The 25,179-nt window shown below is 67.2% G+C and carries 29 protein-coding genes; 16 read left to right on the top strand and 13 right to left on the bottom strand.

Going from position 1 to position 25,179, the window contains the following annotated elements; all coding sequences use genetic code 11:
• Positions 1-31: 31 nt before the first annotated feature.
• Both LAQ73_RS00855 and LAQ73_RS00850 read right to left on the bottom strand, forming a co-directional pair.
• Entirely contained in the window at positions 32-841 is an 810-nt protein-coding gene (locus LAQ73_RS00855) for an alpha/beta fold hydrolase (RefSeq protein WP_224269373.1), read from the bottom strand.
• Positions 838-2,280, bottom strand: coding sequence for an FAD-binding oxidoreductase (locus LAQ73_RS00850; protein ID WP_224269372.1), 1,443 nt, complete (start codon positions 2,278-2,280; stop codon positions 838-840). Before LAQ73_RS00850 ends, LAQ73_RS00855 begins: the two co-directional genes overlap by 4 nt.
• A gap of 196 nt (positions 2,281-2,476) precedes the next feature.
• On the opposite strand from LAQ73_RS00850, the gene LAQ73_RS00845 reads away from it, so the two are divergent.
• Positions 2,477-3,847: a geranylgeranyl reductase family protein gene (locus tag LAQ73_RS00845; RefSeq protein ID WP_224269371.1), complete on the top strand. Its 1,371-nt coding sequence runs from the start codon at positions 2,477-2,479 to the stop codon at positions 3,845-3,847.
• A gap of 177 nt (positions 3,848-4,024) precedes the next feature.
• Here the strand turns inward: LAQ73_RS00845 and LAQ73_RS00840 are convergent, their stop codons facing one another.
• Positions 4,025-5,497, bottom strand: a complete 1,473-nt coding sequence (locus LAQ73_RS00840) for an FAD-binding oxidoreductase (RefSeq protein ID WP_224269370.1) — start codon at positions 5,495-5,497, stop codon at positions 4,025-4,027.
• A 297-nt stretch (positions 5,498-5,794) separates the two neighbouring features.
• On the opposite strand from LAQ73_RS00840, the gene LAQ73_RS00835 reads away from it, so the two are divergent.
• Positions 5,795-6,673 carry an SDR family oxidoreductase gene (locus LAQ73_RS00835; RefSeq protein ID WP_224269369.1) on the top strand — a complete coding sequence of 293 codons (879 nt, stop codon included), beginning with the start codon at positions 5,795-5,797 and terminating at the stop codon, positions 6,671-6,673.
• 36 nt (positions 6,674-6,709) lie between these two features.
• Here the strand turns inward: LAQ73_RS00835 and LAQ73_RS00830 are convergent, their stop codons facing one another.
• Entirely contained in the window at positions 6,710-7,180 is a 471-nt protein-coding gene (locus LAQ73_RS00830; protein ID WP_224269368.1) for a hypothetical protein, read from the bottom strand.
• A gap of 152 nt (positions 7,181-7,332) precedes the next feature.
• Between LAQ73_RS00830 and LAQ73_RS00825 the strand changes: the two genes are divergently transcribed.
• Positions 7,333-7,476, top strand: a complete 144-nt coding sequence (locus LAQ73_RS00825; RefSeq protein WP_224269367.1) for a hypothetical protein — start codon at positions 7,333-7,335, stop codon at positions 7,474-7,476.
• A 26-nt stretch (positions 7,477-7,502) separates the two neighbouring features.
• Here LAQ73_RS00825 and LAQ73_RS00820 read toward each other — a convergent pair whose 3' ends face one another.
• Complete coding sequence (locus LAQ73_RS00820; RefSeq protein WP_224269366.1) at positions 7,503-8,777, bottom strand: amidohydrolase; 1,275 nt, start codon at positions 8,775-8,777, stop codon at positions 7,503-7,505.
• Positions 8,778-8,909: 132 nt separating this feature from the next.
• Between LAQ73_RS00820 and LAQ73_RS00815 the strand changes: the two genes are divergently transcribed.
• Positions 8,910-10,454: a Na+/H+ antiporter NhaC family protein gene (locus LAQ73_RS00815; RefSeq protein WP_224269365.1), complete on the top strand. Its 1,545-nt coding sequence runs from the start codon at positions 8,910-8,912 to the stop codon at positions 10,452-10,454.
• Positions 10,451-10,789 (top strand): DUF7513 family protein, encoded by a 339-nt coding sequence (locus tag LAQ73_RS00810; RefSeq protein ID WP_224269364.1) that lies wholly within the window; start codon positions 10,451-10,453, stop codon positions 10,787-10,789. Before LAQ73_RS00815 ends, LAQ73_RS00810 begins: the two co-directional genes overlap by 4 nt.
• Before the next feature lie 70 nt (positions 10,790-10,859).
• Here LAQ73_RS00810 and LAQ73_RS00805 read toward each other — a convergent pair whose 3' ends face one another.
• A complete protein-coding gene (locus LAQ73_RS00805) occupies positions 10,860-11,192 on the bottom strand; it encodes an uS10/mL48 family ribosomal protein (RefSeq protein WP_224269363.1) in 333 nt (110 codons plus the stop codon).
• Positions 11,193-11,438: 246 nt separating this feature from the next.
• Here LAQ73_RS00805 and LAQ73_RS00800 point away from each other — a divergent pair, with 246 nt between their 5' ends.
• The gene (locus tag LAQ73_RS00800) at positions 11,439-11,903 is read left to right on the top strand and encodes a bis(5'-nucleosyl)-tetraphosphatase (protein WP_224269362.1); all 465 of its coding nucleotides are present in this window, start codon (positions 11,439-11,441) and stop codon (positions 11,901-11,903) included.
• A gap of 70 nt (positions 11,904-11,973) precedes the next feature.
• Complete coding sequence (locus LAQ73_RS00795; protein ID WP_224269361.1) at positions 11,974-12,993, top strand: DUF5787 family protein; 1,020 nt, start codon at positions 11,974-11,976, stop codon at positions 12,991-12,993.
• Positions 12,994-12,999: 6 nt separating this feature from the next.
• On the opposite strand, the gene LAQ73_RS00790 is transcribed toward LAQ73_RS00795, so the two are convergent.
• Positions 13,000-14,874 (bottom strand): right-handed parallel beta-helix repeat-containing protein, encoded by a 1,875-nt coding sequence (locus LAQ73_RS00790; protein WP_224269360.1) that lies wholly within the window; start codon positions 14,872-14,874, stop codon positions 13,000-13,002.
• 84 nt (positions 14,875-14,958) lie between these two features.
• A complete protein-coding gene (locus LAQ73_RS00785; RefSeq protein WP_224269359.1) occupies positions 14,959-15,453 on the bottom strand; it encodes a DUF5797 family protein in 495 nt (164 codons plus the stop codon).
• A gap of 235 nt (positions 15,454-15,688) precedes the next feature.
• On the opposite strand from LAQ73_RS00785, the gene LAQ73_RS00780 reads away from it, so the two are divergent.
• The 5 genes from LAQ73_RS00780 (at position 15,689) to LAQ73_RS00760 (ending at position 18,318) form a co-directional block, all read left to right on the top strand.
• Entirely contained in the window at positions 15,689-16,462 is a 774-nt protein-coding gene (locus LAQ73_RS00780) for an enoyl-CoA hydratase/isomerase family protein (RefSeq protein WP_224269358.1), read from the top strand.
• A gap of 89 nt (positions 16,463-16,551) precedes the next feature.
• Positions 16,552-16,740: a hydrogenase maturation nickel metallochaperone HypA gene (locus tag LAQ73_RS00775; RefSeq protein WP_224269357.1), complete on the top strand. Its 189-nt coding sequence runs from the start codon at positions 16,552-16,554 to the stop codon at positions 16,738-16,740.
• Positions 16,741-16,967: 227 nt separating this feature from the next.
• Complete coding sequence (locus LAQ73_RS00770) at positions 16,968-17,225, top strand: DUF5789 family protein (protein WP_224269356.1); 258 nt, start codon at positions 16,968-16,970, stop codon at positions 17,223-17,225.
• A gap of 127 nt (positions 17,226-17,352) precedes the next feature.
• Complete coding sequence (locus LAQ73_RS00765; protein ID WP_224269355.1) at positions 17,353-17,670, top strand: transcription factor S; 318 nt, start codon at positions 17,353-17,355, stop codon at positions 17,668-17,670.
• A gap of 3 nt (positions 17,671-17,673) precedes the next feature.
• Entirely contained in the window at positions 17,674-18,318 is a 645-nt protein-coding gene (locus tag LAQ73_RS00760; protein WP_224269354.1) for a DUF6517 family protein, read from the top strand.
• A gap of 14 nt (positions 18,319-18,332) precedes the next feature.
• Here LAQ73_RS00760 and LAQ73_RS00755 read toward each other — a convergent pair whose 3' ends face one another.
• The 4 genes from LAQ73_RS00755 to LAQ73_RS00740 form a co-directional block, all read right to left on the bottom strand.
• A complete protein-coding gene (locus LAQ73_RS00755) occupies positions 18,333-18,671 on the bottom strand; it encodes a peptide ABC transporter ATP-binding protein (protein ID WP_224269353.1) in 339 nt (112 codons plus the stop codon).
• Positions 18,668-18,886, bottom strand: a complete 219-nt coding sequence (locus LAQ73_RS00750; protein ID WP_224269352.1) for a hypothetical protein — start codon at positions 18,884-18,886, stop codon at positions 18,668-18,670. Before LAQ73_RS00750 ends, LAQ73_RS00755 begins: the two co-directional genes overlap by 4 nt.
• A 101-nt stretch (positions 18,887-18,987) precedes the next feature.
• Positions 18,988-19,707 (bottom strand): tRNA (adenine-N1)-methyltransferase, encoded by a 720-nt coding sequence (locus LAQ73_RS00745; RefSeq protein WP_224269351.1) that lies wholly within the window; start codon positions 19,705-19,707, stop codon positions 18,988-18,990.
• Positions 19,704-20,096, bottom strand: a complete 393-nt coding sequence (locus LAQ73_RS00740) for a nascent polypeptide-associated complex protein (protein WP_224269350.1) — start codon at positions 20,094-20,096, stop codon at positions 19,704-19,706. The genes LAQ73_RS00745 and LAQ73_RS00740 overlap by 4 nt, the downstream gene beginning before the upstream one ends.
• A gap of 183 nt (positions 20,097-20,279) precedes the next feature.
• Here LAQ73_RS00740 and LAQ73_RS00735 point away from each other — a divergent pair, with 183 nt between their 5' ends.
• The 3 genes from LAQ73_RS00735 to LAQ73_RS00725 all read left to right on the top strand — a co-directional run bounded on the left by LAQ73_RS00735 (position 20,280) and on the right by LAQ73_RS00725 (position 22,691).
• Positions 20,280-21,074 carry a creatininase family protein gene (locus tag LAQ73_RS00735; protein WP_224269349.1) on the top strand — a complete coding sequence of 265 codons (795 nt, stop codon included), beginning with the start codon at positions 20,280-20,282 and terminating at the stop codon, positions 21,072-21,074.
• A gap of 83 nt (positions 21,075-21,157) precedes the next feature.
• Positions 21,158-21,952 (top strand): DUF4397 domain-containing protein, encoded by a 795-nt coding sequence (locus tag LAQ73_RS00730; protein ID WP_224269348.1) that lies wholly within the window; start codon positions 21,158-21,160, stop codon positions 21,950-21,952.
• A gap of 103 nt (positions 21,953-22,055) precedes the next feature.
• Positions 22,056-22,691 carry a hypothetical protein gene (locus tag LAQ73_RS00725; RefSeq protein WP_224269347.1) on the top strand — a complete coding sequence of 212 codons (636 nt, stop codon included), beginning with the start codon at positions 22,056-22,058 and terminating at the stop codon, positions 22,689-22,691.
• A gap of 121 nt (positions 22,692-22,812) precedes the next feature.
• On the opposite strand, the gene LAQ73_RS00720 is transcribed toward LAQ73_RS00725, so the two are convergent.
• Complete coding sequence (locus LAQ73_RS00720; RefSeq protein WP_224269346.1) at positions 22,813-23,346, bottom strand: DsrE family protein; 534 nt, start codon at positions 23,344-23,346, stop codon at positions 22,813-22,815.
• Between the two features lie 135 nt (positions 23,347-23,481).
• On the opposite strand from LAQ73_RS00720, the gene LAQ73_RS00715 reads away from it, so the two are divergent.
• Complete coding sequence (locus LAQ73_RS00715; RefSeq protein ID WP_224269345.1) at positions 23,482-25,164, top strand: acyl-CoA mutase large subunit family protein; 1,683 nt, start codon at positions 23,482-23,484, stop codon at positions 25,162-25,164.
• Positions 25,165-25,179 lie beyond the last annotated feature (15 nt).

Here is a 25,179-nt window from a genome sequence, read left to right as displayed (position 1 = left end):
CCGTCTTTCCGGCTCTGCTTCCGCGGAGTGCTCACTCCGGAGCGCGTAGGGACCCGACCACCGTCTCGACGAACAGTTCGGGGGCGGTGTTCGTCGCCTCGTGGCCCTGACCCGGGAGCGTGACGATTCGGGTGTCGGGCAGCGCTTTGTCGACGAGCGCGGTCGCTTGCTCCATGAACAGCGGGCTCTCGCCGCCGGACAGAAGCAGCGTCGGGACCGTAAACGCCGCGAACCGGTCGGGATCGACGCGGTAGCCGTCAAGGGCGCGAACCTCTCTCGGGACGGTGTGCGCCACCTCGATGCCCACATCCCAAGCGGGGCCGGCTTTCAACGTTTCAATCTCCGCTTGCGACTCGCCGGCGACCTCGCGCAGAAACACCGTGAGCGCCGCTTCCCGGTCCCCCTCCGAGAGCAGCGTCTCGATACGGGCCACGGTCTCCTCGGGGACGAGGCTCTCGCCCGCCTCCGTAATCGGCGGTTCGTAGAGCACCAGTCGTTCGAGGTTGTCGGTCAGGAGCGCGGCTTCCAGCGAGTAGAGCGCTCCGGCGGAGTGGCCGAGCAGGACGACCGGGTCGTCGACCACGTCGACGACGGCGGCGACGTCCTCGAACTCCCGTTCGAGCGCGTACTCGTCGGAGTCGCCGCTCTCGCCGCGTCCGCGACGGTCCAGCGCGTACACGGTGAACTGCTCGGCCAAGCCGGGGAGCACCAATCGCCAGTCGGTGCGGTCGCCCGCGGTCCCGTGGACTAACACGAGCGGCGGTCCCTCACCGGTTCGTTCGTACGCGATTTCGGTCCCGTCTCTCGACGCGACGCGGGTCACCGCGTTTCCGGAGCTCATCGAGCGGCTCCGGTCGCCCCGTCCGGCACGACGTTCTGGTTAAGTCTGAACAGGTTCTCCGGGTCGTACTCGCGCTTTACGTCGACCAACCGGGCGTAGTTCTCGCCGAACAGCGTCCGAGCGGGGTCCTCGCCGAACCCGGGGAAGTTACCGTACGCGCCGGCGGCGACGGGCATCTCCCGGAGCTCGGCGAGGCCGTTTCGAGCCCACGCGACGTTCGCATCGTCGGTCTCTGGGTCCTCCCAGTTCGCCTCGAACGTGACCATGAACGGCGCGCCGCGGTGCCAAAAGGCCGTCTCGTCGGGGGCGACGTCCGAGATAGCGCCGCCAAGATGCCAGATGTCGACCGTCGACAGCGGCGACGGACTCTCGCGTCCGTATCGAACTACGAGGTCGACGACGTCGTCGGTGAGTTCCCTCACGTAACTGGCCTTCCAGTAGTACTGGAGGCCGTCGGGAAAGTCCTCGTCGAGCATCGACTGAAGTTCCGTGTACTCCATCACGCCGCTGAAATCGACCAGCGGGTCGGCGACGGTTCGCAGCGCCTCGAACTCGGCTTCGGCGTCTCCGATGGCTCCGTCGTAACAGCCGAGGAATACGACCGTCGACTCGCCCCACGCGTCCTCGGGGAACTCGTCGAGTTCGGGCACTGTCGCGTAGAAGGGTAGCACGCTCCCGTCGCGGGAGGCGTCGGCGGCGTAGTCACGGAAGGTCCGGAGCGCCGTACTCGCGTCGTCGCCGCGGTACCAGACGAAGAGGCCGAACACCTCCGGACCGACCTCGTGAAGTTCGTACTCGAAGGCGGTGACGACGCCGAAGTTACCGCCGCCGCCGCGGACCGCCCAGAAGAGGTCGGGGTTCACCGTCTCGCTCGCGGTTCGAACCGTCCCGTCGGCGGTGACGAGCTCGACCGAGACGAGGTTGTCCAGCGCGAGGCCGTACCTCCGGCGGAGGTGGCCGACCCCGCCGTTGAGCGTGAGCCCGGCGATACCGGTCTCGGAGACGACGCCGAGTGCTGTCGCGAGGCCGAACAGTTGGGTCTCGCGGTCCACGTCGCCCAGCGTCGCGCCGCCCTGCGCGCGGACCCGTCGCGCGTCGGGGTCGACGAACACGCCGTTCATCGCCGAGAGGTCGACGACGACGCCGTCGTCACAGACGGCGGTGCCCGCGACGTTGTGGCCGCCGCCGCGGACCGCGAGCGGCAGTTCGTGCTCGCGGGCGAACCGCACCGTCTCGACGACGTCGGCGGTCCCCGAGCAGCGGGCGATGAGCGCCGGCCGCCTGTCTATCATCCCGTTCCAGACTCTCCGTGCCTCCTCGTAGCCCTCGTCCGACGGGAGCAGTACATCGCCGCCGAAGGCGTCGACGAAATCGTCGACCGCCTCCGGAACGAGCGTCGAACGCCGGTCGTCCGCGGGAGTTCGTCCTTGCGAAGCCATGACAAGATAAGTACGTCTCCGGAGGAATTAACGGCGTATTTGGGGTCGTCGTGTAAGTCGTTTCGTCGGCGAACAAAACTCCGTGTACGGCTGAGACTCGCGCTTCGCAGAAGTTGGCGAGAAGGAATACTGTCGTCGTCGACGGGACAAGTTCGGGAATAAAGAGTTTTGCTTCCGCCTGCGAGAGTCACGACCAATGACTACGCACGAGTACGACGTCGTCGTCGTCGGCGCGGGAACCGCCGGTTGCTACGCCGCCGCGACGGCGTCGAACGCGGGTCTCGACACCGTCGTCGTCGAGCGGAAGGACGCAGAGGAAGCGGGCCACATCGCCTGTGGCGACGCGCTGAAGGGCGCGGACGCGTTCCCCGAGTCGATTCCGAAAGAGCAGATTCAGCCCGCGTTCACCAACACGGGCGTCGACCACGGCCGCTTCGAGATTCCGAGCCACGACACAGTGCTGGAAATTCCTGTCCCCGGCGAACTGGCGGTCATCGACCGCTGGGAGTACGGCCGACTGCTCATCGAGGGAGCGGAGAACGCCGGTGTCGAGTTCCACTACGACACCGTGGTTCAGGACGTGACGCAGGCCGACGACGGCACCGTGACGGGCGTCCGCGGTAGGCACAAGGGCGACGTCGTCGAGTACGAGGCTGCGGTCACCATCGACGGCGCGGGGTCGCTCTCGCTGCTGCAGGACAAGGTCGACTTCTCGGGTTCGACGTTCGACACGAACGTCCGCTACTCGCAGTTCTGCTCGGCGTACCGCGAAATCGTCGAGGTGAAGGAACCCGTCGAGTGGGACGACGCGCTCGTGTTCAAACCGACGAAGCGCGCGGCGGGTTACCTCTGGTACTTCCCGCGCACCTCGACGACCATCAACGCCGGCCTCGGCTTCCAGATGAACGAACAGCCGATGAAACTCGTCGAGGACCTCAAGCAGGACCTCCGTGCGCGCCCTGAGTTCGAGGGTGCGACGGTCACCGACAAACTCGGCGCGGCGCTGCCGACTCGCCGACCGTACGACTCCGCCACCGCGCCGGGGTTCATCGCCGCGGGCGACGCCGCGGGCCACGTCAACCCGACGACCGGCGGCGGCATCGCCGGGGCCGCCTACGCGGGCAAGTACGCCGCCGAGCAAGCCGTCCGCGCCATCGAGGAAGGCGACGTGAGCGAGGACGCCCTCTGGCGCTACAACGAGCGCGTGATGGACCACTTCGGCGGTCGCTACGCCGGCCTCGACGTCTACAACGTCCTCTCGACGGCCGTCGACGTCGACGACCTGATGGGGCTGCTCGCGGCGCTCCCCGGCGAGAAACTCGCCGAGGCGCTGTACTCCGGTAAGACCTCGATGAGTCCGCTCCTGATGGCGCAGACCGGCTTCAAGAGCCTCAGCTACTGGCGGGAGATAAAGATGTTCTACCAGACGAAGCGGCTCGCCGAGAGACTGATGACCCACTACGACCGCTACCCGACGCGCCCGAGCGCGCTTTCGGGGTGGCAGACCCACCGCGACGACCTGATGGACCAGATCTACGAGACGACTGGCGCGGAAGCGAAGTACTGAACTCGCACCTCTTTGCTGCGAGGGGGTGCGCGGAGCGCACTCCCGCTTGCAAAAATCTGCACCAAAAAGGCGCTCGCTCGTTTCACTCGCTCGTGGTGTGACGAGATACCGACTACCCGCACGGGCGTGCGTCCGCCGAACGGACGAAAGAAAAGCGCGTCCGCGGTAGGGGGACGATCACCGCCCCCGCGGCCGGACGTTCCGATTCGAGCGGAACACGTTTTCGGGGTCGTACGTCGTCTTGACCTCGACGAGGCGGTCGAAGTTGTCGCCGTACGTCGCTCGGATTCGCTCGTCGCCGTCGTCTGCGGTCTGGAAGTTGACGTAGTTTCCGCCCGTGGAAAACGGACGAAGCCGCTGCCACGCGCCACGGACCCACCGTTTGAACTGCTCCTCGTTCGGTTCGTCCGGGGGCCACATCCCCGCCGCACCGTAGACGAAGCGGGCGTCGCGGTTCCCGACCGCTCCGTCGTCGGCGTCGCGGTCGTTGAGGGATCCGCCGATGTGGGCAACTACGAGCTGCGCTCCCGGGATGGGGCACTCGGCGGCCAGCTCCCGCAGCGTCGAGAGGAACTCGTCGCTCAGTTCGGCGGCGAACTCGGTCTTCCAGTAGTAGTGGTTCCCCTTCGGTTGCGTCGCGTCGAGCGAGGACTGGAGCTCGGCGTAGGGTCGCGCTCGGAGCTGATCTATCACGGGAGTACCAAGCGCACGAATCGGGGCGAACATCTCGTCGACGTCGTCTAAGTCGCCGCTGTAGCAGACGGCCATGGCGCAGATTCGCTTTCCGTGCCACTCCTCGGGGGCAAAGGGGGCGGGCGGTGCCCGGCGAAGGACCAGAAACAGCGTCAGCTCCCGTGGCGCACCGGCGGTAATCTCCCGGTAGGCCGACAGAACTTCGTCGGCGCGGTCGGCCGGCCAGGCGATGAGCCCGCCGTAGACGGTCGGTCCGACCTCGTGGAGCCGATAGGTGAACGACGTGACGACGCCGAGATTGGCACCGGCACCGCGGACGGCCCAGAAGAGGTCCGCGTTCTCCTCGCGGTTAACGCGGCGGACCCTCCCGTCGGCGGTGACGACCTCCGCTTCGAGCAGGTTGTCGACGGTCCACCCGAACCGGCGCGAGAGGTAGCCGAACCCCCCGCCTAACGTCAGTCCGGCCACGCCGGTCTCGGAGACGAAGCCCAGCGCCGTGGCCAGCCCGTACAGCTGGGTCTCTCGGTCCACGTCGCCGAGGAGACAGCCCGGCTGGACCGTCGCGGTTCGCGCCGTCGGGTCGACGAAAACCCCGCAGAGTCCGGACATATCGAGAGTCAGACCACCGTCGGTCAGCGCCGTGCCGGCGATGTTGTGGCCGCCGCCTTTCACCGAGAGCGAGAGGTCGTGCTCGCGGGCGAAGTTCACCGCGGTCACGACGTCGACGGTGCCCGTCGGCTGGACCACCAGTGCGGGCGATTTCTCGACCATCCCGTTCCAGAGACGCGTCGCGCTCTCGAACGCCTCGTCTTCCGGGGTCAACAGAGACCCGCGCAGTTGTCGTCGGAACGCTTCGACGGTCTCCTCGGGCAACGTGACGGCCGATCCGTCGCTGGTGGCGACGATGTACTGGGCCGTTAGCCCCTCTTTCCTAGCCGATTCTCGTGCGTCTGACATTGTCACTCACATCGCATACTGCTACGACACTTGTCAGAATAAACTAGCATAGCTCACGAATTGATACTATCATCGGACGGTTTTGACCGAAACACGGAACGATTCGCGCTCACGAGGTCCTCGGCGGCGAACGTCAGTTCTTCTAAACCGAGGGTGACGGACGCGAGCTCCGTTTCGAGCGGCGATCTGAGGGCGTCGCGTACCGCGTCTGCGCTTTCGACGTCGACCCGTCCCGCGTCGACCCCGCCGCCACGGGCACGCCTCAACCGTTACCCGTCTGGGCGTTGCCACGACCCCATGAGCCAGACGGTTCTCGTCACGGGCTGTTCCTCGGGTATCGGACGCGCGACCGCCGAGCGGTTTCTCGACGGCGGCTGGACCGTGTACGCGACCGCGCGCGACGTCGACGACGTCTCCGACCTCGACGCTCGCGGCTGTCGCACCCTCGAACTCGACGTCACAGACGACGAGGAAGTCGAGCGCGCGGTCGACCGCGTGTTCGACGAGCAGGGGCACCTCGACTGTCTCGTCAACAACGCGGGCTACGGGCAGTTCGGCCCGGTCGAAGACGTGCCGATGGCGGGCGTCGTCGAGCAGTTCGACGTCAACACGTTCGGCCCGCTGCGGCTGATTCGCGCGGTGGTCCCGCGGATGCGCGAGCGCGGACGCGGCACCGTCGTCAACGTCACCGCCGGCGTCGGCGGCCTCACGGTTCCGGGGCTCGGTATCTACACGGGCTCGAAGTACGGCCTCGAATCGGTGACCGACGCGCTGCGCCAGGAGACCGGGCGGTTCGGCGTCGACGTGGTGACCGTCGAACCCGGCATCGTCGCGACCGACTTCTACGACCGCGTGCTGACGGAGGTCGCGGAGGCGGACCGCTCCTCGGCGTACGCCGACCTCTACCGCGTGCTCGACGAGATTTCGGTGGTCGAGACGAAGCCACCGGGCGTCAACTCACCCGAGCGGGTCGCAGAACGGCTCTACGACGTGGCGACCGTCGAGAACCCGAAGCCAGTGTATCGGGTCGGCCCGAGCGCCAAACTCGGGACGCTCGTCGGCGCGCTCGTCCGCGGTCGGGTTCGTGACGCCGCGTCTCGATTTGGACTACGCGTGCTCTCGAGCGACCCGGCGATACGCACCCTCCGGTGGTGGCGGAACCGGCGGAGCGGGTAGCGACCGAGGGCAGCGTTCCGGGCGATGACGTCTCGTTTACCCTTCGCCGCCGCGCGGCATCTCGGCCGCCGTGTTCTGGAGATACCGCATCGCAGTGGCGATGGACATCAGTCCGCTCATGAGCGCCTGCTGGCTCGCGCCGTCGGGGTAGATGCGGTGTTCGAGTTGGATGGAGTGCGCTTCGGCGAGCGGACAGGAGACGCCCTCCTCGTCGAGAAAGGTGTAAAAACCCGGCGTCGCCGCCAGCACCGGTCCGAACCTCGTGAGCAACTCCTCGCGTCGGGCGTCGTCCTCGACGAGTTCCACTACCTCGTCGGTGTCGAAGGCGTTGTTACCGACCAGTCGAATCGGCCCCCACGTCTCCTCTTTGATGACGTGTAGGGGAAGCCGCGAGAGTTCGAGCTGGAAGTTGAACTCGGTCTCGTCGCCGGAGACGCGCTGGACGTCGCGGACGACCTGTTCGTCCAGCCAAGAGCGGACCTGGTCGGCACTGACGTGTCTCGTCATAGGGTGCGGGCCACGGGGACGGGGAAAAGAATTCGTCTCGGACTTCGGCCGCCCCGACAGTTCAATCGACCGACGAGATACCGATACCGGACTATCTGACTTCCGACTCCTGTCGCCCCCAGCACTATCTATCTGGGCGTCGTCACTACCCTATGACGTACCGAACAACCATCGGCTGGTCGCTTTTCACCTCCGGCCTCGTCACGCTGCTGCTCGCGTTCCTGCCCGGCGACTCGTTCTGGTACGGAATCGCGCTGCTCGTCCTCGGCGGCGTCGTCCTCGCCGTCAGGCGATAAGCGGAGGCGAGCGAACGAGCGGCGGCCTACGGCCGCGTCGCCGCGATTTCGAGAATCGAGTCGGCGAGCACCTCGACGCCCAGGTCGAGGTCGTCCTCGTTCACGTCGAACGTCCGGGTGTGGTGGCCACCGGGGTGGTCGGTGCCGACGCCGACGTAGGCGGCTTTCCCGCCGTTGTCCTGTACTTTCTGCATGAGGAACGTCGCGTCCTCGCTGCCGCCGAGCACGTCGCGTTCGACGAGCGACGTGACGCCGTCGTTGCCGCCCGCGACCGCCGAGACGACGTTCACGAGGGCGTCGTCGCTCCGGGCGCTCGGCGCTTCGCCCTCCGTCGACAAGGAGACCTCACAGCCGTGCATCTCCGCTGCGGCCTCCATCACGCGGTACGCCTTCTCCCGCATGTACTCCATCAGTTCGGTCGTCTCGCCGCGGACCTCGCCGTCGATGAACGCCTCCTCGGGGACGATGTTCGTCGCGGTGCCGCCGCCGACGAGGCCCGCGTTGATGCGGGTCGCGCCGTCGGCGTGGCGCGGAATCGCGTAGAGGTTCTGAATCGCCGCCGCCATCGCCTGCACCGCGTTGTCGCCCTCCTCGGGACGCGCGCCGGCGTGGGCGGGGTGCCCGGTGAACTCCGCGCGGAAGTGGTGGACCGCGAGGAACCCGTCGACGCCCGCGACGATCTCGCCGGAGGGGTGGTCGAGGCCGATGTGGACGGCCAGGAGGTAGTCCACGTCGTCTACGTGGCCGCTCTCGGCCATCGGCCCGCCGCCGGAGACGATCTCCTCGCTCGGCTGGAAGAGCACCTTGAACGTGCCCTCGAAGTCGCTGTCGACGACCGCGTCCAGCACGCCGAGGCCGATGGTCGCGTGGGCGTCGTGGCCGCAGGCGTGCATGAACCCCTCGTTCTCCGAGCGGAAACCGCCCGGTACCGGCGCGTGCCCGTCTTCGTCGGCCTCGGTGATGGGAAGCGCGTCGATGTCGACGCGGAGCGCGACGGTCGGTCCCTCACCCTTCTCGACGACGGCGACCGCGCCGGTGTAGCCGCCCTCCAACCGTTCGAGGACGTCCTCGCGCGCGCCGGCCTCGCGGGCTCGCTCGAACCACTCGTCGAGTTCCGCGTCGTCGGGGACGCCGGGGCGGTCGTCGGCGAGCACCTCTCGGCCGACGTAGAGCGCGTCGAGGTCGCGTTTCTCCAGTTCGTCGACGATACGGGCGGTGGTGTAGAACTCCCGCCACGCCGGTTCGGGGTGCCGGTGCAGGTCGCGGCGGAAATCGACGTAGTCGAACTCGCTTTGGCTCATGTCGCGGAGATTGGGAGGCGTTCACATAAAGCCGGAGAAAAGGGCAATCGGAGCGCGCCGCGGACACGTTTCCGCGCTTTCAGGTTCCGAGACGCATCGCTTATTTGCCCGGCGGGAGTCGACAGAACTGATATGAGTCGTGCGGAACTCGGCGACGACTCCGAGGGCCCGCCGCTGCGTTTCCGCGGCGGTCCGCTCGCGAGCATCGTCCCGATTGCGTTCTTCATCGTATGGGCCATCGTACAGAGCGGTCTCTTCGGCATCGGCGACACGACGGGGCTGGTCGCCGGGATGCTTCTCGGCCTCATCCTCGGGATGCTGTTCGTGAAGGGAGACTGGAAACACTACGCCAACGCGCTGTTCGAGGGGATGACCCAGCGCGTCGCCGTCACCGCCATCGTCGCGTGGCTGTGGGCCGGGATGTTCGCCGAGACGATTCAGGTCGGCGAGTTCGTCTCCGGTCTCGTCTGGGCGGCGGACGCGCTCAGCGTCGGCGCGGCGCTGTTCCCCGCGCTGACGTTCCTGCTCGCGGCGGTGCTGGCGACGGGTATCGGGACGGGCTACGGTACCGCTATCGCCTTCACCGGCCTCGTCTTCCCGGCGGGCGTGCTCCTCGGCGCGAACCCCGTGCTGCTGTTCGGCGCGATCCTCTCGGGGTCGGTGTTCGGCGACAACCTCGCGCCCGTCAGCGACACGACCATCGTCAGCGCCGTCACGCAGGACGCCGACATCGGCGGCGTCGTCGCCTCTCGATTCAAGTACGCCGTCATCGCGGCCGTTCTCGCGTTCGCGGCCTACCTCGTCGCGGGAAGCGAGATGGCCGGTGAACCGATGTCGGTCGGTGCGTCCGTCATCGAGGGCGCGACGGCGCTCGGCCTCGTTCACCTGCTCTCTATCGCCGTCGTCATCGTGACGGCCGTCTCGGGCCGGCACATCGTCGAGGCCATCTCGTGGGGTATCATCCTCGCCATCGTCCTCAACCTCACGCTCGGACTCGCGCCCGCCAGCGAGATGCTCGTGTTCAACGCCCCGGCGTCGTCGGGCATCGCCACCGCGCTCGCGGACGCGCCCGTCGTCGGTGCCGTCGTCGAGACGGTTCCGGTGGGCGCCGACGCCGACCCGTCGGTCGGCGGCAGCATCTACGACGGTGCGGCGGGCTTCTTCCCGCTCATCGTGCTCGTGTTGCTCATCGTCGCGGGCGCGAAAGTGCTCCAGCGCGGCGGCGGCTTCGAGGCGATTCAGGACGTGCTGTTGAACCGCGTCGCCACCAGCGTCCGCCGCTCCGAACTGACGATGGTGCTCGGCACGGCGCTCGTCAACGCGATGATCACGATCAACACCGCCGCCGAGATCGCCATCGCGCCGTACGTCTCGACGCTCGGTCGCCGGTTCAACATCAACGGCTACCGCCGAGCCAACATCCTGGACGCCAACACCTCGGCGCTCGGCTACATCTTCCCGTGGGGCGGCGGCGTGCTCGCGGGCTACTCGGTGATGCTCGGCCTGCCCGACCAGTACGAGTGGTTCACCCAGTCGATGCTCGTCAACCCGGCCTCCGTCTGGCCGTACGTGTTCCACGGCTGGTTCCTCGTCGGCGTGTTCGTCCTCGCGGCGATAACCGGCTACGGCCGCGAGTACGTTCCCGACCGCGTCTCCGAGGAGGTGAGTCGCGTATGAGCGACCGACGGTCGCAACGCGACGCGCGGGCCGACGGCGGAGGGGCCCTCCGAAAGCTCCTCGCCGGATGGACGTTCCGGACGAGCACGCCCTCGTACGACGTCGGCGACGAACTGGTGGCGTACGTCACCGGCGTCGACGGCGACGCCCCGGTCGTCCGCGTCGGCGACACGGTGTTGCGGCTCACGAAGACCGCAGACGACGTCGGTCTCGCTCCCGACGGCGACCTCCTCGACCGAAAAGTGCGACTCCGCGTCGACTCCTTCGACGACGCCGCCCACCAGGGGACCGCCGAGTTGCTCGCGGTGTCCGACGAGTCGGGAGCGACGTTCTGAGGCGGGCGGCGGGGGTTCGCAGAGAAGGGTTCAGTTCGCGCTAAAGCGGGCTCGTTCGCGGTAAAGCGAGTCAGTTCTGTCGGTGGCCGAGCGGTTTCTTCTGTTCGATCTCGATTTCGACGTGGACGCTGTCGGGGAACTGCCGCTCGGCGACGCGTCGGGCGACCTGGTCCGCGCCGTGGATTTCGAGGCGGCGCGTGTACACCGTGTACGACCACGGCGAGAACTCCCGGCCGCGCGTGAGATTCCGGTACTGCGGGACGCTCAGTCGGTCCGGCGGCGAGGAGTGCGGGCCCTTGCACTCCGCGCCTTTCCGTTCGAGCATCCGCTTGAGATCCGTCACTACGTCGTCGAGGACGGCGCGGTCGCCACTTTCGAACGTGAGTTTGGTTACAAAAGTCATGAGTTGGGGTTACTCTCTGTTTCAGACGCGGAGCGGTAAAAACACATCTACAGCGTACGCGGCACGTGACAGTCCCGCACGGGGACTCGCGTCTCGGCGGTATCGCGGCGAGCGAACCGGTCGACGCCGGGTCACTGATAAAGTAGGGTACGTTTCCGTAGAAATCGCGCCGCCGAGCGTCGACTGTGCGAGACTTTGCCGACGCCTCCGATATTCTCTTAACATGGGATGGTCTACGTGGGTGCAATGACGGTCGAAGCGGTCAGTGCTGGAGCCATTCTCTTCCGCGACACCCGCGGCCGACGGGAGTATCTGCTCCTGAAGAGCCGACCCGGGGACTGGGAGTTCCCGAAAGGCGGGGTCGAAGGCGATGAGGAACTGCAGCAGACGGCGATTAGAGAGATCGGAGAGGAGGCGGGAATCGACGACTTCCGCCTCGTCGACGGATTCCGCAGAGAGTACGACTACGTGTTCGAGGCCGGTGGCAAAACCATCCACAAGACGGTCCACCTGTTCATCGCGCGCTCGTTCGAGGCCAGCGCCGAGCTGTCGAGCGAACACCGCGACCTGCAGTGGCGCGACTACGAACAGGCCGTCAACACCATCACGCAGGACGGCCCGCGCGAGATTCTCGAGGAGGCCCACGAGTATCTCAACGAGCTCGCCGCGGAAAACGGCGAAGAGGAATCCGAACGGAGGTACCTCGCCTGAGTCGGCCGAGACACCGCCTCTTCGAAGACGGTACCGTAACACGAATAGCGGCCGCGCTCGCACCCTCTGTGTGAGCTATCCGGCCGACTCGGAGTTCGTCTTCGAACTTCTGACCTGTCGGTGGGCCGAGCGAGCGTGGCCGCCCGACGGCGACAGGGACTCGGCGCTCGTCGTCGCGCGCCAACTCGGCACGAAGCGGCGGCGCTGGGACACCGTCGTGGTCGAAGCCGACCCCGACGCGCTGGCCGCGCGCGCGGCGTTCGGCGACGACGAACTCGACTCGGACCTCCTCCACGTCGTCCGCCACGCGCCCGCCGAGTGGGCGTGGTACCGCGACGCACTGCCGCATCCGGGCTACCCGTGGCGCTACGTGCTCGCGGCCGTTCACCGCGCCGCCGCCCGCGGCGTCGTCGAAAAGCGCCGAAAGGGCAGACGAATCGAGATTCGCTGCGTCGCGCCGTACCCCGACTGGGTCCGTCGCATCGTCGCCATCGAGAACAAACCCGATCTGGACGCCAGCGCCGCCCGCGCGCTCTCGGGGCAGTTAGAGCACGACGTGGGAACCGCGCTGGCCGACGAGGTGTGGCTGGCGACGGCGGCGACGGGCGCGGCCGTCGAACCCGCGCTGCTCGAAAACATCCCCGTCGACGTGGGCATCCTCGCGCTCGATTTCGCCGACGGAGTCGACGCCGAGGCGGGCGAGGTGGCGTGGTATCCGAGTTCGCTGTCGCCGGTCGCGGGCGAAGAAAGGAACGGAGACGGCGGAGAGGACGACCGAGCGGAGACGCGTCTTCAACTCGCAGAGCGCGCCTACGGCCGCGGCTGGCGGTCGTACCACGGGACGATGCGCCCGGACTGTCGGTATTTCGAGCTTCGGCGCGCGGGCGACGCGTTGCTCCCGTGGTGTGCGGCGAAAGAACGCCACCAGACCGCCGCCGAATGCGCGGGGTCGTGCGATTCGTTTCAGCCGGAACCCCCGCAGTGGCGAACGAAGGGGTGGCCCATCGAGGGCGGCCCGGGTAAGGGAATCAAGCGCCTGCTCGAACGGCGGCGAGCGCGCGTCCGCGAGCGCTCCGCCCCCGACTCCTGAGACGTCTCACGCCGGGTCGTCGTCGATACGGCCGAACGCGTGCCACGTACCCGGGTCTCCGCCGTCGACGCAGACCCAACCTATCGGACTACCGGGCGAGGGGTCGGTGTTGCGCACGCGGCTTCCGACGTCGAACCGTCCGTCGGCCGGTGGCGCGGACCCCGGGAACGTCAGCGTCACGTCCGCGCAGTCGGAGCCGACGCGGACGTCGGCGTGGGGCAGTTGCCCCTCGACGTCGACCGAATCCGACAGGAGCGTCGACCGCTCGAACCCCTGGGCGTCGTTGTCACGGAAGCGTAGCTCCTCGCAGCCGTCGAGGTGGTAGCCGATGTCGCCGTTTTCGCTCCCTCCGTCAGGTTCGTCGCCGCCGCCGACGACGTCGGTGTCGCGGAAGAACACCCGTCGGACGCCGAGCAGTTCGACGCCGCGGGCGACCCGCCGGCAGTCATTACCGTCGAGTCGGTGGTCGAACCCGCCACGGAGGCGGATGCCGCAGCGCGACCTTCGTGTCCCTTCGAGCGTGTTGCCCGCGATGCGCACCCGCGCCGTCGGCGTCGGGTCGGAGACGGCGAGGACGCCCACCTCGAAGCCGAACAGTTCGTTCGCCGCGACGGCGACGTTGCGGCCGCCGCGGACGACGAAGCCTGCGCCCGCGACGTTCCGGCAGACGTTGTCGGTGACGGTGACGCCGTCGCCGCGCTCGACGACGACGGCCGCCGGTTCGTGGACCGGGAGGCCTCGCAGTAGCGCGTCCTCGCGGCCCTCGTTCTCGCTGTCGCCGCCTTCGTCGCGCTCACTCGCGTCGAGTCCGACGTCGTACACGTAGTTATCGGCTACTTCCCCCGAGGCCCGACGGAGCGCGATGCCGGCCCCGCCGACGCGCTCGATGGTGTTGTCGGAGACGCTGACGCCCTCGGCGACGGCTTCCTCGAACTCGCCGGTCGCCTTGCCCGCACTGTGGCCGCCGGGGTAGACGGTGATGCCGTCGCCGCCGTGGTTTCGAACCGTGTTGTTCTCGACGGAGATGTTGCGGTAGCGTCCGTCGAGGCGGATGCCGGTCGAGGTTTCGGTTCCTTCGACGATGTTGCCGGTGATGCGCACGTCGTGCCAGTCGGTGCCCTCGTCGCCGAGGATGCCCACGTCGGTGCAGCGTCGAATCTTGTTCTGGTCGACCGAGAGGTCGTGGCCGCCGCTGCGGTGGAGGTGGACGCCGCGCGCGCAGTCCTCGGCGACGTTGTGGACGATGGCGACGTTCTCGTTAGCGGAGCCGTCGACGACGGCGTTCTCGACCGGGCCGTCCGGCGGAGCGACGACGAGGCCGCCGTGTTCGGTGAGGTTGTCGGCCTGGTAGGCGGCCGACCGGAGACCGACCGCGTAACAGTTTCGTACGAGCACGTCTTTCCCGCCCGCGACGTCGACGAGGTGCCAGCGGAGGTTCTCGCCGCGACAGCCGCGGACGGTGACGTCTTCGGCGTGGGCGACGCCGATACCGTTCGCCTTCGCGGGGTCGGCCGTCGTGAGCGTCAGTCCGTCAACGACGACCTGTCTCACTCGCTCGCCGCCGCCGTAGCTTCGGGGGACGAGCGCCGTCGCGTCGGGGTCGGGCGGGTCGAACAGGAGGGTCGCGCCGTGGCCGTCGACGACGAGGTTCGACCCGTAGAGCAGCGAGCGGGTGTGGCGGTACGTACCGGGCGGTATCGTCACTCTGCCGCCGCCGCGATCTGCCGCCGCGTCGAGCGCGGCCTGCAGGGCGGGCCCGTCGTCGGCGTCGCCGTCGCCGGCCGCGCCGAACGTCGTGACGTCGAGTGGGTCCCTGAGACGGTCGTCTTCGGGTGTCTCCGTCTCGGCGTTCGACCGTCCGGAGTCGCCGTCGTCTCTCATGGTGTCGAGTAACGGCCGGCCGATCGGAGAACGTTTCGGCGGGTCGGACGGAAGTGGAGCGATTCGGGGCTCGCTCGCGTCGACTCAGACGACCTCGACGTCGACGTCGTCGCGTTCGACGGCGAGTTTGAACGTCGGCACCGTCCGGTAGGTGACTTCGACGACGCCTTTCCGTTTGAGACTCTGCAGCGCTCGGCGGACGTCGGCGGCTTCCGGGTCGACGCCGAACCGCTCGCGCAGTTTGTTCAACACGCTGACGACGCTCTCGGAGCGCTCGTCGGGTCCGGCGACGACCTGGAACACCTGCGATTCGAGTTCGGGGACGCGGAGGACGCTCGGCGCGCCATCGTCGCTGTCGTCCATAGGCGGTTCGATGCCGAGCAGCTCTGCGGCCTCCGTCGTCGCCCGGATGAGGCTGTTCTCGTCGCGGTAGTAGTACTCCTTGAGCGTCCCTTCGAGGTAGCGGTGGACCTCGCTGCCGCTGTCGAGATCCCAGCGGTTCTGCAGTTCCTTGTTCTTCGTCGGTTGGAGTTTGACCACGTCCGCCAACCGCTCCTTGTCCTCGTCCGAGAGGGTCATTGTCGGGTGTTCGAGGAGGGAGGATATCGGTGTTCTGGAGTGTGGCTACTGCCGTGGGCTGAGATGGCGTACCGTAGCCTCGAAGAACTCGCGGCGGAGAGCTCCGGCAACGGTCGATGTACGCCGTCGTCTTCGTCGATCGGCACTCGACTGCGACCCGCCGTCGACGGCGAAAGCGTGCTCCCGTATCGACCGCGGGGCGAACGATTATCCCGAGTCGGCGTGACCCACGAGTATGTCGGATACCGTACTCCTCGACATCGACGCCGACGACGTGGCGACCGTCACCGTCAACCGACCGGACCGACTCAACGCACTCAACGTCGAGACGCTCGAAGCGCTGCTCGACGTCCTCGACGAGGCCGAGGCGGCCGACGCGCGCGTCGTCGTGCTCACCGGCGCCGGCGAGAAGGCGTTCATCGCCGGCGCGGACATCTCTTACATGCAGTCGCTCTCGGTGCCGGAGGCGCAGGCGTACGCCGAACTCGGCCACCGCGTCGCCGAGCGCCTCGAAACGTTCCCCGCGCCGGTCATCGCCGCCATCAACGGCTACGCCTTCGGCGGCGGGTGCGAACTCGCGCTGGCCTGTGACCTCCGTATCGCGTCCGAACGGGCGGTCGTCGGCCAGACCGAAATCGACCTCGGCATCACGCCCGGCTGGGGTGGCAGCCAGCGCCTGCCGCGTCTCGTCGGCGACGAACTCGCCCGGCGGATGATATACTTCGGCGACCGCGTCGACGCCACCGACGCCTACGACCACGGACTGGTCGGCGACGTCGTCGCTCACAACGAACTCGACGACGTCGTCTCCACCCAGGCCGCCGAACTCGCCTCGAAGCCGAAGTTCGCCCTCCAGACGGCCAAGGAGACGATCAACGCCGTCCACGAGGAACCACAGGGGGCGGGCCTCGTCTACGAGCGCCGGGCGTGGAGCGGCCTGTTCGGCACGCACGACCAGCGCGAGGGGATGGAAGCGTTCCTCGACAAGCGTGACCCCGACTTCGAGTGAACGGCCGCCGAATTAGATGGTGACTAACCGCTGAAACCACCGTTTTTAGTCCGTTCATAACAATGTTATATTCGTCCTTCCGCAGAGTTATGAATCCGTTCGCGGCCATCATCGACCGCTTCTCCGAGAACGGTGAGGCGACCGGTGGACCGTACGAGTGTCGAGGCTGCGGCGAGACGTATCCGGTCGAATATCACGTCTGCCCGACCTGTGGCGGCTACTCCGTCGAGAGCGACTACGAACCGGTCGCCGGGTTCCACGACGACTCGACCGGCTGACAGACGCGGTTGCGAACGCGGTTAGAGAGAGTATCCGGCCGTTCTCGGGAACGCCGAGGGGCCGCCGTCGGCGACACGGGCCCTGCTTAGCGACGTCGTAATCGTTCGCGTGTCCGTCCGGACGTGAACGCCGAGAATCGTATCACCGCTCTACATACTGCGTTCGGCGGAACACTCTCCACGGCGTTGACACCGAAGCTATGTGTTCCGAGGTCGATATCGAACTCATGAGTGAGACGATAAAACTGAGTCGAGTCGATACCGCGTTCGAGCAACTCTCGTACCCTATCGCCCGCGATGATGCCGCTGCAGAGTACGCCGAGACGACCGTGACGTTCGCCGACGGGGAGGCGAACCTCGGCGAGTTGATCTCCGAGACGCACAGCGAGACGCTCCGCAGTTCCGAGGAACTGTCCGAGGAGTTCTACAACGTCCTGCCCGTCGAAGCGCTGGGTGAACCGGGGCAGTCCGAGGGTGACGCCTGAGAGCTCAACTCGAGACGCGAGCGTCCGGACGAGCGAGCACCGTGACGGTGACGCGCGGTGACGCTGTCGGGCGGTTCCGACACCGAATCCCGACGTTTAAGTAGCCGAGTACGCTGATATCATTCCTATGGAGTTCTGCGACGAATGCGGTTCGATGATGCAGACGCAAGGCGACAACTGGGTCTGTACGAAGTGCGGCCACGAGAAACTGCGCGACCAGGCCAAAGAACAGGCGATGGTGACGACCCAGGCCCAAGAGGAGTCCGAGGTCATCGAGTCCGAAGGCGGCACGAGCGGCCTGCCGACGACGACGGCGCACTGTCCCGAGTGCGGCAACGACACCGCCTACTGGTACATGCAGCAGATTCGTTCGGCCGACGAGTCCGAGACGCGATTCTTCGTCTGCACCGAGTGCGAACGCAAGTGGCGCGAAGACGACCACTGAGCGATGCGCGTGCCGCCCCCGGCGGTCCCCGAGGACCGACTCGACGGGTGGCAGCGGGTCGAATCGAGCGTCGAGCGGCCGTTCGACGCCGGAATCGTTCGCGCGACCGCTCACACGCTCGTCTACGAGGACGAAGAACGCCGCGACCGAATCGCGGAACGGACGCGCGAGAGACGGATACGACGGTTTTTCTTCGCGAGTCGAGTTCTGCTCACGCCTCGTCCGCCGGCGTCGCGGACGCTGCTTCGTCTCGTCGCCGACCGGTCGATGGCCGGATTCGAAGACGAACTCCGCGAGCGCGGGCTCCGCTCCGTCGAGAGAGCCGAAGTGCGACAGTTCGACGTTCGGGGACACGACGCTCGCCTCGCACGGTACGACGCCCGCTCGCGGGCGGTAGCACGAGTCGTCACCGTGCAGGGGTGGCTCGCCGTCTGGCCGACGGACGCGCGCGGCGAGTTTCTGCTGGCCGGCGGCGCGTATCCGACGGGCGTCGACGAGCCACCGACGGACGGAAGCGACGACTCGTCGTTTCACGGAAGCGACGGGGCGGAAGGCAACGAGAGCGACGAGGCGGCGGCGCTCTCGGAGACGTTCGACCCGGAGCGCTTCAGAGAAGAGTTGTTCGAGTTGATTCGGACGACCCGCTGAGTTCGCTGGCGGGGTTAGCCGCGGAGCAGCGCCAGCGCGACTCCACCGAGCGAGAGGCGGGCGGGGGCGACGCCGAGCGCTCGGGAGAGATACCCCGGCCGGAGGTCCGGTCCGAGACGGGCGACGCTCACGCCGTCGACTCGGACGTCGACGGTGACGTCGGCGGCGCGGACGTTCTCGCCGAACTGTTCGGTCGGTAGTTGTCCCGCCCCGCGGAGAAGGGCGAACGCCCCGCCGAGCGAGGGGGCGTCGACGACGACCAACTCGCCGAAACCGACGACGCGAACTTCCTCACCCTCGACTGTCAGCGTCAGTTCGGCCGTGACGTCCAGGGGGCGGCGCGTGTCGGTCACTCGTCCGGTTCGCGGGTACTGATGCGCAGCGTTCCGTCGAGTCGCCAGTGCGCGTGGTCGGCGTCCTCCCCCGTCTTGCTCGGCACGTCGACTTCCATATCCTCGAACTCGTAGGTGATCTCGGCACCGCGTCCGGTCAACCGCTCGTAGAGACCGAGTGCGAGTTCGGGCCACGTTCGCGTCTCGTCGATTTCAGCCATCTCGTCCGTGCTCATATTACATCTCGTGTAAGCGTGCTGTGGACTTAGTGCTTCTGCGGCCGAGAAAAGAACTGCACGCGGCGTCGTCGTGCCGACGCGACCGCGCGCGGCCGCCGCTACTCGTTGCGCGCGAACGTCAGATACCCCGTGTGGCCGACGCCCGCCGTCGACGGGCGCGACCCCCGGTCGCTGAAGTCCATCTCCCGTTGGATAGTTTCGAGCGTCTCGACCCCGGAGAGACCGACTTCGCGGGCCGTCCGGACCGTCTCGTGGGAGTTCTCGACGAACGGCGAGTAGACGGCGACGAAGCCGCCGGAGACGAGGAGGTCGGGCGCGTGAGCGACCACCTCGGGGGCGTCGCCGGTGTCGAGCGTCAGGAGGTCGAACCCCGACAGGGAGTCGAGTTCCTCCGTCAGGTCGCCGGTCCGCACGTCGACGCGCTCGGCGACGCCGGCGAGCTCCATGTTCTCGCGGGCGACGTCGGCGAAGTCGGGGTCGCGCTCGAACGTCGTCACCTCCGCGCCGAGACGCGCGAGGTACGCCGAGAGCACGCCGGTCCCGGTGCCGGCGTCGAGGACTCGGTCGCCCGCGGCCGCCCCGGTGTGGCCGACGATGAGGCCGACGTCGCGGGGCATCATCGGTGCGCCGGTGCGCTCGAAGTGGTTGAACAGGTCCGGGCCGCGCGGGGCGCGGACGATGAACTCCTCGCCGAGATGCGTCTCCAGCACGTCGCCCGGCGAGACGTCCTCGGGGACGGTGAGTACGCCGAGGTCGGTCTGCAGTTCGTCGCCGGGGCCGCGCAGATACTCGCGGTCGCCGTGGACGAGGAGTATCACTCCAGACGCGAGATCGCCGCGGCGAGGTCGCCGTTCTCGGCTTCGAGCGCCTCGCGGGCCTCCTCTTTGCTCGCGCCGGCGCGCGTCGCGACGATTTCGACGTCCGAGTCGGGAATCTCGTCGCCACCGGCATCGCTCGCCTCGACGTCCACCGTCTCGTCAGTTCCGGCGTCGCCCGCGCCGAGCGCTCGGGACTCGGGTTCGCCGACGATCTGGTAGGTTTTCTGCCCCTGCGCGTCCATCTGCGTCACCTGCGCGTCGCTGAAGACGAGCTCCTCGTCGGCCGTTCGGATGACGACCTCCTCGGCATCGAGCTCGGAGACGTCGATGCCCATCTGCTTCATCATCTGCTTCATCTTCCGCGGGTTCATACCGCCGCCACCAAACATACCCGGAGCGTCGTGGCGGGCGGGCAAAAACGTGGCGAACGCCGGCGAGAACGCGGGGACTGCGCGGCGGTCGGCATCGGCGACCTCGACGGCACGGGTCGGTGACGCCCGACGCCGAGACGTCACCGTATCAGAGGCGTGGATGACACGCATCTTCTTGCACTCTCCTCTCTACGTCCGACCATGTACGTCGCCGACCGGACGTGGCCGGAACTCGGAGAGTACGTCGCCGAACAGTCGCTCGCGGTCGTCCCGCTGGGTTCGACCGAACAGCACGGGCCGCACCTCCCGCTTTCGACCGACCACCTCATCGCCGAGTCGCTGGCGCGCGCCGCGACTGAACGGACGGGCCACCTCTGCACGCCGACGGTGAACGTCGGCGTCAGCCCCCACCACCGGCAGTTCCACGGGACGATGTGGGTCGACCCGCCCGCCTTCCGCGATTATATGGAGAGCCTCACCCGAAACCTGACGTACCACGGCATCGACCGCGTCGTCTACGTCAACGCCCACGGCGGCAACACCGTCCACCTGCGCGAGGTCGGCCGTCGCCTCCGCGACGACGGCGACGCCTACGCCATCGAGTGGATGTGGGACGAGTCGATCCCGGAGCTCGTGACCGACCTCTTCGAACACAACGGTCCTCACGGCGGCCCGAAGGAGACGGCGATGATCATGCACATCGCCCGCGAGTTGGTCCGCGAAGGCGAACTCGAATCCGCGCGCGACGGCGGCGTGCGGAGTCTGGCCGACGCCGACCCGCGGAAGTTCGGCGCGCGGACGTTCTACGACGCGGCCGATAACACCGAAAACGGCGTGCTCGGCGACCAGACGGACGCAACGCCCGAGAAAGGAGCGGAGATCTTCGAGGCGGCGACAGACCAACTCGTCCGCCTGTTGGAGTGGCTCGACGCCCGGCCGTTCGAATCGCTGCTGGCGAAACCGCACGTCGACCCGCAACCGGGGAGTCGACGTTGAATTTCTTTTGAAGTACACTATCTCCTTTCACGACATGATACTGGGGGAAACGTTGAGATATTCGGAGAACCACTGAGTGGACGATGCCCGACTCATGTCGCCGACGGTTCCTGCACGCCAGCGGCGTCGCCCTCCTCTCGGCGCTCGCCGGTTGCGGCGGAACGCTCCTCGAAGACGAGATGCCGCCGTCTACCGCAGAACCCGCGCCGGGCACCGAGACACCGCCCGGCACCGGCGTCTCGACGCAGGGGCCGCAGTCGACCGACGGTGGGGCGAACCTCCGCGTCGTCCACGCCGTCCCGAACGCGCCGAACATCGACATCGTCATCTTCGGCGACCCGGCGCTGAAAGACGAGACGTTCCGCCAGATCAGTCAGTACCTCTACCTCGGTGCCGAACAGACCGATTTCAGTCTCGTAGCGACCGGGAACCCCAACCGCGTCTTCTTCGAGGACACCATCGACTTCGAGGTCGGAAGCTACACCGGTATTATCCACGGCGAAGTCGGGGCTGACACCGACAGACCGATCGAATTCCGCCTCTTCGAGGAAGATCTCTCGCTGCCGGAACAGGGGAGCGCCCGTGTGCAGTTCGTCAACGCCGCGCCCGACAGCAACTCGCTGCGAGTCGTCCGCGACGACGGCGAGGAGACGCTGTTCGACGGCGTCGACTACGCCCAGACGGCGACCGCCACGCTCCCGGCCGGAACTCACCACCTGGACGTCCAACGGGCCGACGGCGGCGAGACGGTGACCACGACCGAGGTGACGCTCGACGACCGCGGCGTCTACACCGCTTTCGGAATGGGGTATCTCACACCGGGTGACGCGCCGACGAACGCGCCGTTCGAGGTCGCGCTCGCCGAAGACGGCGACTGAGCGGCGTCAGTGTGGCGGAGACGAGCGGAGAGCGCGGACTCCCCGGACGATTCAGCGCGGTTCTCACAGAAAACTTATCACTCACAGTACGAGTCGATGCCGTGTGAAGCGCAGAAACGCCCTGAACGCGACCGCAACTGCGGTGTCGACCCTCCTACTGGGCGGTTGTATCGCCAGCGACGCCGACCCGCCGACACAGACGAACCCCGCGAGCGGCGGCGAAGATGGGCCGGAGTCGCAAGGTCCGGTCCGCGGGGAGAGCGACGCACCTGTCGACGCGAGAGCCGTCGAAGACGACGAGAACGTCGAGTACGTCGTTGCGGAGGACGCGGTCCGGTACGTCGCTGCGTGGCGCTCGAACAGCCACGAAGCCGAAGAAGGAGAACCCCCGGAGCGCGAACCCGTCTTCGAGACGACGCCGTTCGAGCGATGGGGCGAGACGCAGTGTCTCTCGGCGGCCGCAAGCGCCGCCGCATCGCACGTCGAAACCGAACTCGACACCGACGAGGTCAGTGGCGGTATCACGTCCGCTGTCGATGGTGAGGACCGTGCCGCGTACGTCTTGCTGACCACGTTACTCGACCGAGACGGGGATGTTCTCACCAGTCCGGAGACTGACTTCGAGACGCTCGTCGCGGCGACGCCCGCGACGGTCAGTGCGACGTACCTCCTCGACGAGCACGAGTACACGCTCGACGTACCAATTTACGTCAGACACGAGGTAATACAGCAGGAGTGAGCGCCCACAAAATAGGTGACCCTCTCACCGACCGCTGTCGCCGGCGAGAGGAAGAGAGTCGTTTCGGACGCGAAGCGTCTCGGCGCTACGAGGGTGTGGTTAATCCCCGATACTCCGGCTCCTACGGCGTCTTGATGTACGCGTAGCCATCGCCGGCCTGCAGTTTCGTCAGTTCACCGACGCCGGAGGGGACCGTCTCGACGCCGTCGACGAGATCGTCTTGCGACGCGCTGAACCGCTCCATCGTGTTCTCGCAGGCGCGAATCGACACGCCCTGCTCCTGGAGTTCCTGCAGTTTCTCGGCGTGTTCGGTCTGCGCTTCGAGGACGAGCTTGAACCCCGATCCGTTGACGAGGAGGACGACGTCGTCGAGGTCGATAGTCTCGTCCGCGAGGAGGTTGCTGACGTTGCCGAGCGCGTGTTCCTGGTGCGATTCGTCGTCGGTGAAGTGAAAGACGGTGCTCATGGTGGGGTCGGGAGTCTCGGTTTCGGTCTCGGTTTCCGTCGGCGAGTCGGCCGGGTTGGGCGTCGGCGACGCGTCGTCGCCCTCCGACGCAGGCGCGTCGGTGCCGCCGCCGACGCACCCGGCGAGCGCGAGGCCGGTGCCGACGCCGGCGAGTTCGAGAACCCGTCTCCGAGTGTGCTCCGAATCCATCTCGGTCGAGCGAAGCGGCGGCGAGGCCTTTATTATCGACGTGCTAAGCGGGCGTCGACGGGGGTCGTGACAGCGCGGTGGCAACCGACGGCGTCTCTCGAACGCTTAAGGTACCACCTATCTTCATATTCGACTATGTTCGACCCCGACGATTTGGAGCGGATTCGCTCCGCGAAGGCGGAGTGGGAGGAGGAGACGCTCGGGCCGACGCTGGAGCGGTTTGGGGAGCGCGAGGAGACCTTTATGACCGACACCGAGGGTAACGAAGTGGGCCGGCTCTACACGCCCGACGACATCGCCGACACCGACTACGTCGACGACGTCGGCTTCCCCGGCGAGGAGCCGTACACCCGCGGCGTCTACCCGACGATGCACCGCGGGCGACTGTGGACGATGCGGCAGTACGCCGGCTTCGGCACCGCCGCCGAGACGAACGAGCGCTATCAGTACCTCATCGACAACGGCCAGACCGGTCTCTCGGTGGCGTTCGACCTCCCGACGCAGATGGGCTACGACTCCGACGCCGACATGGCCGCGGGCGAAGTCGGCAAATCGGGCGTCGCCATCGACTCGCTGCGCGACATGGAGACGCTGTTCGAGGGTATTCCGCTGGACGAAGTCTCGACCAGCATGACCATCAACGCGCCCGCGGCGGTGCTCTTGGCCATGTACGTCGCCGTCGGCGACCAGCAGGGCGTCGACCGCGACCAGCTTCGCGGAACGATCCAGAACGACATCATGAAGGAGTACGTCGCGCGCAACCTCTACATCTACCCGCCGGAGCAGTCGATGCGGCTCATCACCGACATCTTCGACTTTTGCGCCTCTGAGACGCCGAAGTTCAACACCATCTCCATCTCGGGCTACCACATCCGCGAAGCGGGGTCGACGGCGGCCCAAGAAGTGGCGTTCACGCTCGGTAACGGCATCGAGTACGTCCAAGCGGCCATCGACGCCGGACTCGACGTCGACGAGTTCGCGCCCCAGCTCTCGTTTTTCTTCAACGCGCACAACAACGTGCTGGAGGAGGTCGCCAAGTTCCGCGCCGCCCGCCGCATGTGGGCGAAAATCATGGAGGAGCGCTTCGGCGCGGAGAACCCCAAATCCAAACAACTGAAGTTCCACACCCAGACCGGCGGGTCGACGCTGACCGCCCAGCAGGTCGAGAACAACATCGTCCGCGTCTCGTACCAGGCGCTCGCGGCCGTCCTCGGCGGGACGCAGAGCCTCCACACCAACGGGAAGGACGAGGCGCTGTCGCTCCCGACCGAACAGAGCGTCCGCACCGCCCTCCGCACACAGCAGATTCTCGCCCACGAGTCGGGGGCGGCCGACACCATCGACCCACTCGCCGGGAGCTACTACGTCGAGGCGCTCACCGACGAAGTCGAGTCGGACGCCTTCGACATCATCGACGAGGTGGACGAGCGCGGCGGGATGCTCGACGCGGTGAAAGAGCAGTGGGTCCAGCGCCAGATTCAGGAGGTCGCCTACGAGCGCCAGCGCGAGATCGAGCAGGGCGAGCGCGTCATCGTCGGCGTCAACGAGTTCAAGGTCGACGAGGAGGCGCACGTCGACATCGAGGAGGTGTCGGAGGAAGACGAGCGCCGGCAGGTCGAGTCGCTGCAGGAGCTGAGAGACGACCGCGACACGGAAGCCGTCGAAGACGCGTTGGAAGCGATTCGGGACGCCGCCCACGGCGACGCGAACCTCCTGCCGCTCATCGTCGACGCGGTGAAGGCGTACGCGACTGTCGGCGAGATCTGCAACGTGCTCCGCGACGAGTTCGAGGAGTACCACCCCAGCAGCGCGGTGTAGGCCCTCTCGAATCCG

It is taken from the genome of Haloprofundus salinisoli (genome assembly GCF_020097815.1).
Classification (GTDB): Archaea; Halobacteriota; Halobacteria; order Halobacteriales; family Haloferacaceae; genus Haloprofundus; species Haloprofundus salinisoli.
Note: the sequence above shows the minus strand (reverse complement) of the source record. Positions and strands in the feature narration are given on the sequence as shown.

What these genes read in the sequence shown, in the direction of transcription:
- LAQ73_RS00740 (WP_224269350.1), bottom strand. Translation starts at nt 20,096, where the DNA reads ATGTTTGGTGGCGGCGGTATGAACCCGCGGAAGATGAAGCAGATGATG.
- LAQ73_RS00830 (WP_224269368.1), bottom strand. Translation starts at nt 7,180, where the DNA reads ATGACGAGACACGTCAGTGCCGACCAGGTCCGCTCTTGGCTGGACGAA.
- LAQ73_RS00785 (WP_224269359.1), bottom strand. Translation starts at nt 15,453, where the DNA reads ATGACCCTCTCGGACGAGGACAAGGAGCGGTTGGCGGACGTGGTCAAA.
- LAQ73_RS00800 (WP_224269362.1), top strand. Translation starts at nt 11,439, where the DNA reads ATGACGGTCGAAGCGGTCAGTGCTGGAGCCATTCTCTTCCGCGACACC.
- LAQ73_RS00765 (WP_224269355.1), top strand. Translation starts at nt 17,353, where the DNA reads ATGGAGTTCTGCGACGAATGCGGTTCGATGATGCAGACGCAAGGCGAC.
- LAQ73_RS00770 (WP_224269356.1), top strand. Translation starts at nt 16,968, where the DNA reads ATGAGTGAGACGATAAAACTGAGTCGAGTCGATACCGCGTTCGAGCAA.
- LAQ73_RS00760 (WP_224269354.1), top strand. Translation starts at nt 17,674, where the DNA reads ATGCGCGTGCCGCCCCCGGCGGTCCCCGAGGACCGACTCGACGGGTGG.
- LAQ73_RS00730 (WP_224269348.1), top strand. Translation starts at nt 21,158, where the DNA reads ATGCCCGACTCATGTCGCCGACGGTTCCTGCACGCCAGCGGCGTCGCC.
- LAQ73_RS00835 (WP_224269369.1), top strand. Translation starts at nt 5,795, where the DNA reads ATGAGCCAGACGGTTCTCGTCACGGGCTGTTCCTCGGGTATCGGACGC.
- LAQ73_RS00845 (WP_224269371.1), top strand. Translation starts at nt 2,477, where the DNA reads ATGACTACGCACGAGTACGACGTCGTCGTCGTCGGCGCGGGAACCGCC.
- LAQ73_RS00855 (WP_224269373.1), bottom strand. Translation starts at nt 841, where the DNA reads ATGAGCTCCGGAAACGCGGTGACCCGCGTCGCGTCGAGAGACGGGACC.
- LAQ73_RS00850 (WP_224269372.1), bottom strand. Translation starts at nt 2,280, where the DNA reads ATGGCTTCGCAAGGACGAACTCCCGCGGACGACCGGCGTTCGACGCTC.
- LAQ73_RS00805 (WP_224269363.1), bottom strand. Translation starts at nt 11,192, where the DNA reads ATGACTTTTGTAACCAAACTCACGTTCGAAAGTGGCGACCGCGCCGTC.
- LAQ73_RS00750 (WP_224269352.1), bottom strand. Translation starts at nt 18,886, where the DNA reads ATGAGCACGGACGAGATGGCTGAAATCGACGAGACGCGAACGTGGCCC.
- LAQ73_RS00735 (WP_224269349.1), top strand. Translation starts at nt 20,280, where the DNA reads ATGTACGTCGCCGACCGGACGTGGCCGGAACTCGGAGAGTACGTCGCC.
- LAQ73_RS00780 (WP_224269358.1), top strand. Translation starts at nt 15,689, where the DNA reads ATGTCGGATACCGTACTCCTCGACATCGACGCCGACGACGTGGCGACC.
- LAQ73_RS00790 (WP_224269360.1), bottom strand. Translation starts at nt 14,874, where the DNA reads ATGAGAGACGACGGCGACTCCGGACGGTCGAACGCCGAGACGGAGACA.
- LAQ73_RS00775 (WP_224269357.1), top strand. Translation starts at nt 16,552, where the DNA reads ATGAATCCGTTCGCGGCCATCATCGACCGCTTCTCCGAGAACGGTGAG.
- LAQ73_RS00840 (WP_224269370.1), bottom strand. Translation starts at nt 5,497, where the DNA reads ATGTCAGACGCACGAGAATCGGCTAGGAAAGAGGGGCTAACGGCCCAG.
- LAQ73_RS00820 (WP_224269366.1), bottom strand. Translation starts at nt 8,777, where the DNA reads ATGAGCCAAAGCGAGTTCGACTACGTCGATTTCCGCCGCGACCTGCAC.
- LAQ73_RS00720 (WP_224269346.1), bottom strand. Translation starts at nt 23,346, where the DNA reads ATGGATTCGGAGCACACTCGGAGACGGGTTCTCGAACTCGCCGGCGTC.
- LAQ73_RS00825 (WP_224269367.1), top strand. Translation starts at nt 7,333, where the DNA reads ATGACGTACCGAACAACCATCGGCTGGTCGCTTTTCACCTCCGGCCTC.
- LAQ73_RS00815 (WP_224269365.1), top strand. Translation starts at nt 8,910, where the DNA reads ATGAGTCGTGCGGAACTCGGCGACGACTCCGAGGGCCCGCCGCTGCGT.
- LAQ73_RS00715 (WP_224269345.1), top strand. Translation starts at nt 23,482, where the DNA reads ATGTTCGACCCCGACGATTTGGAGCGGATTCGCTCCGCGAAGGCGGAG.
- LAQ73_RS00810 (WP_224269364.1), top strand. Translation starts at nt 10,451, where the DNA reads ATGAGCGACCGACGGTCGCAACGCGACGCGCGGGCCGACGGCGGAGGG.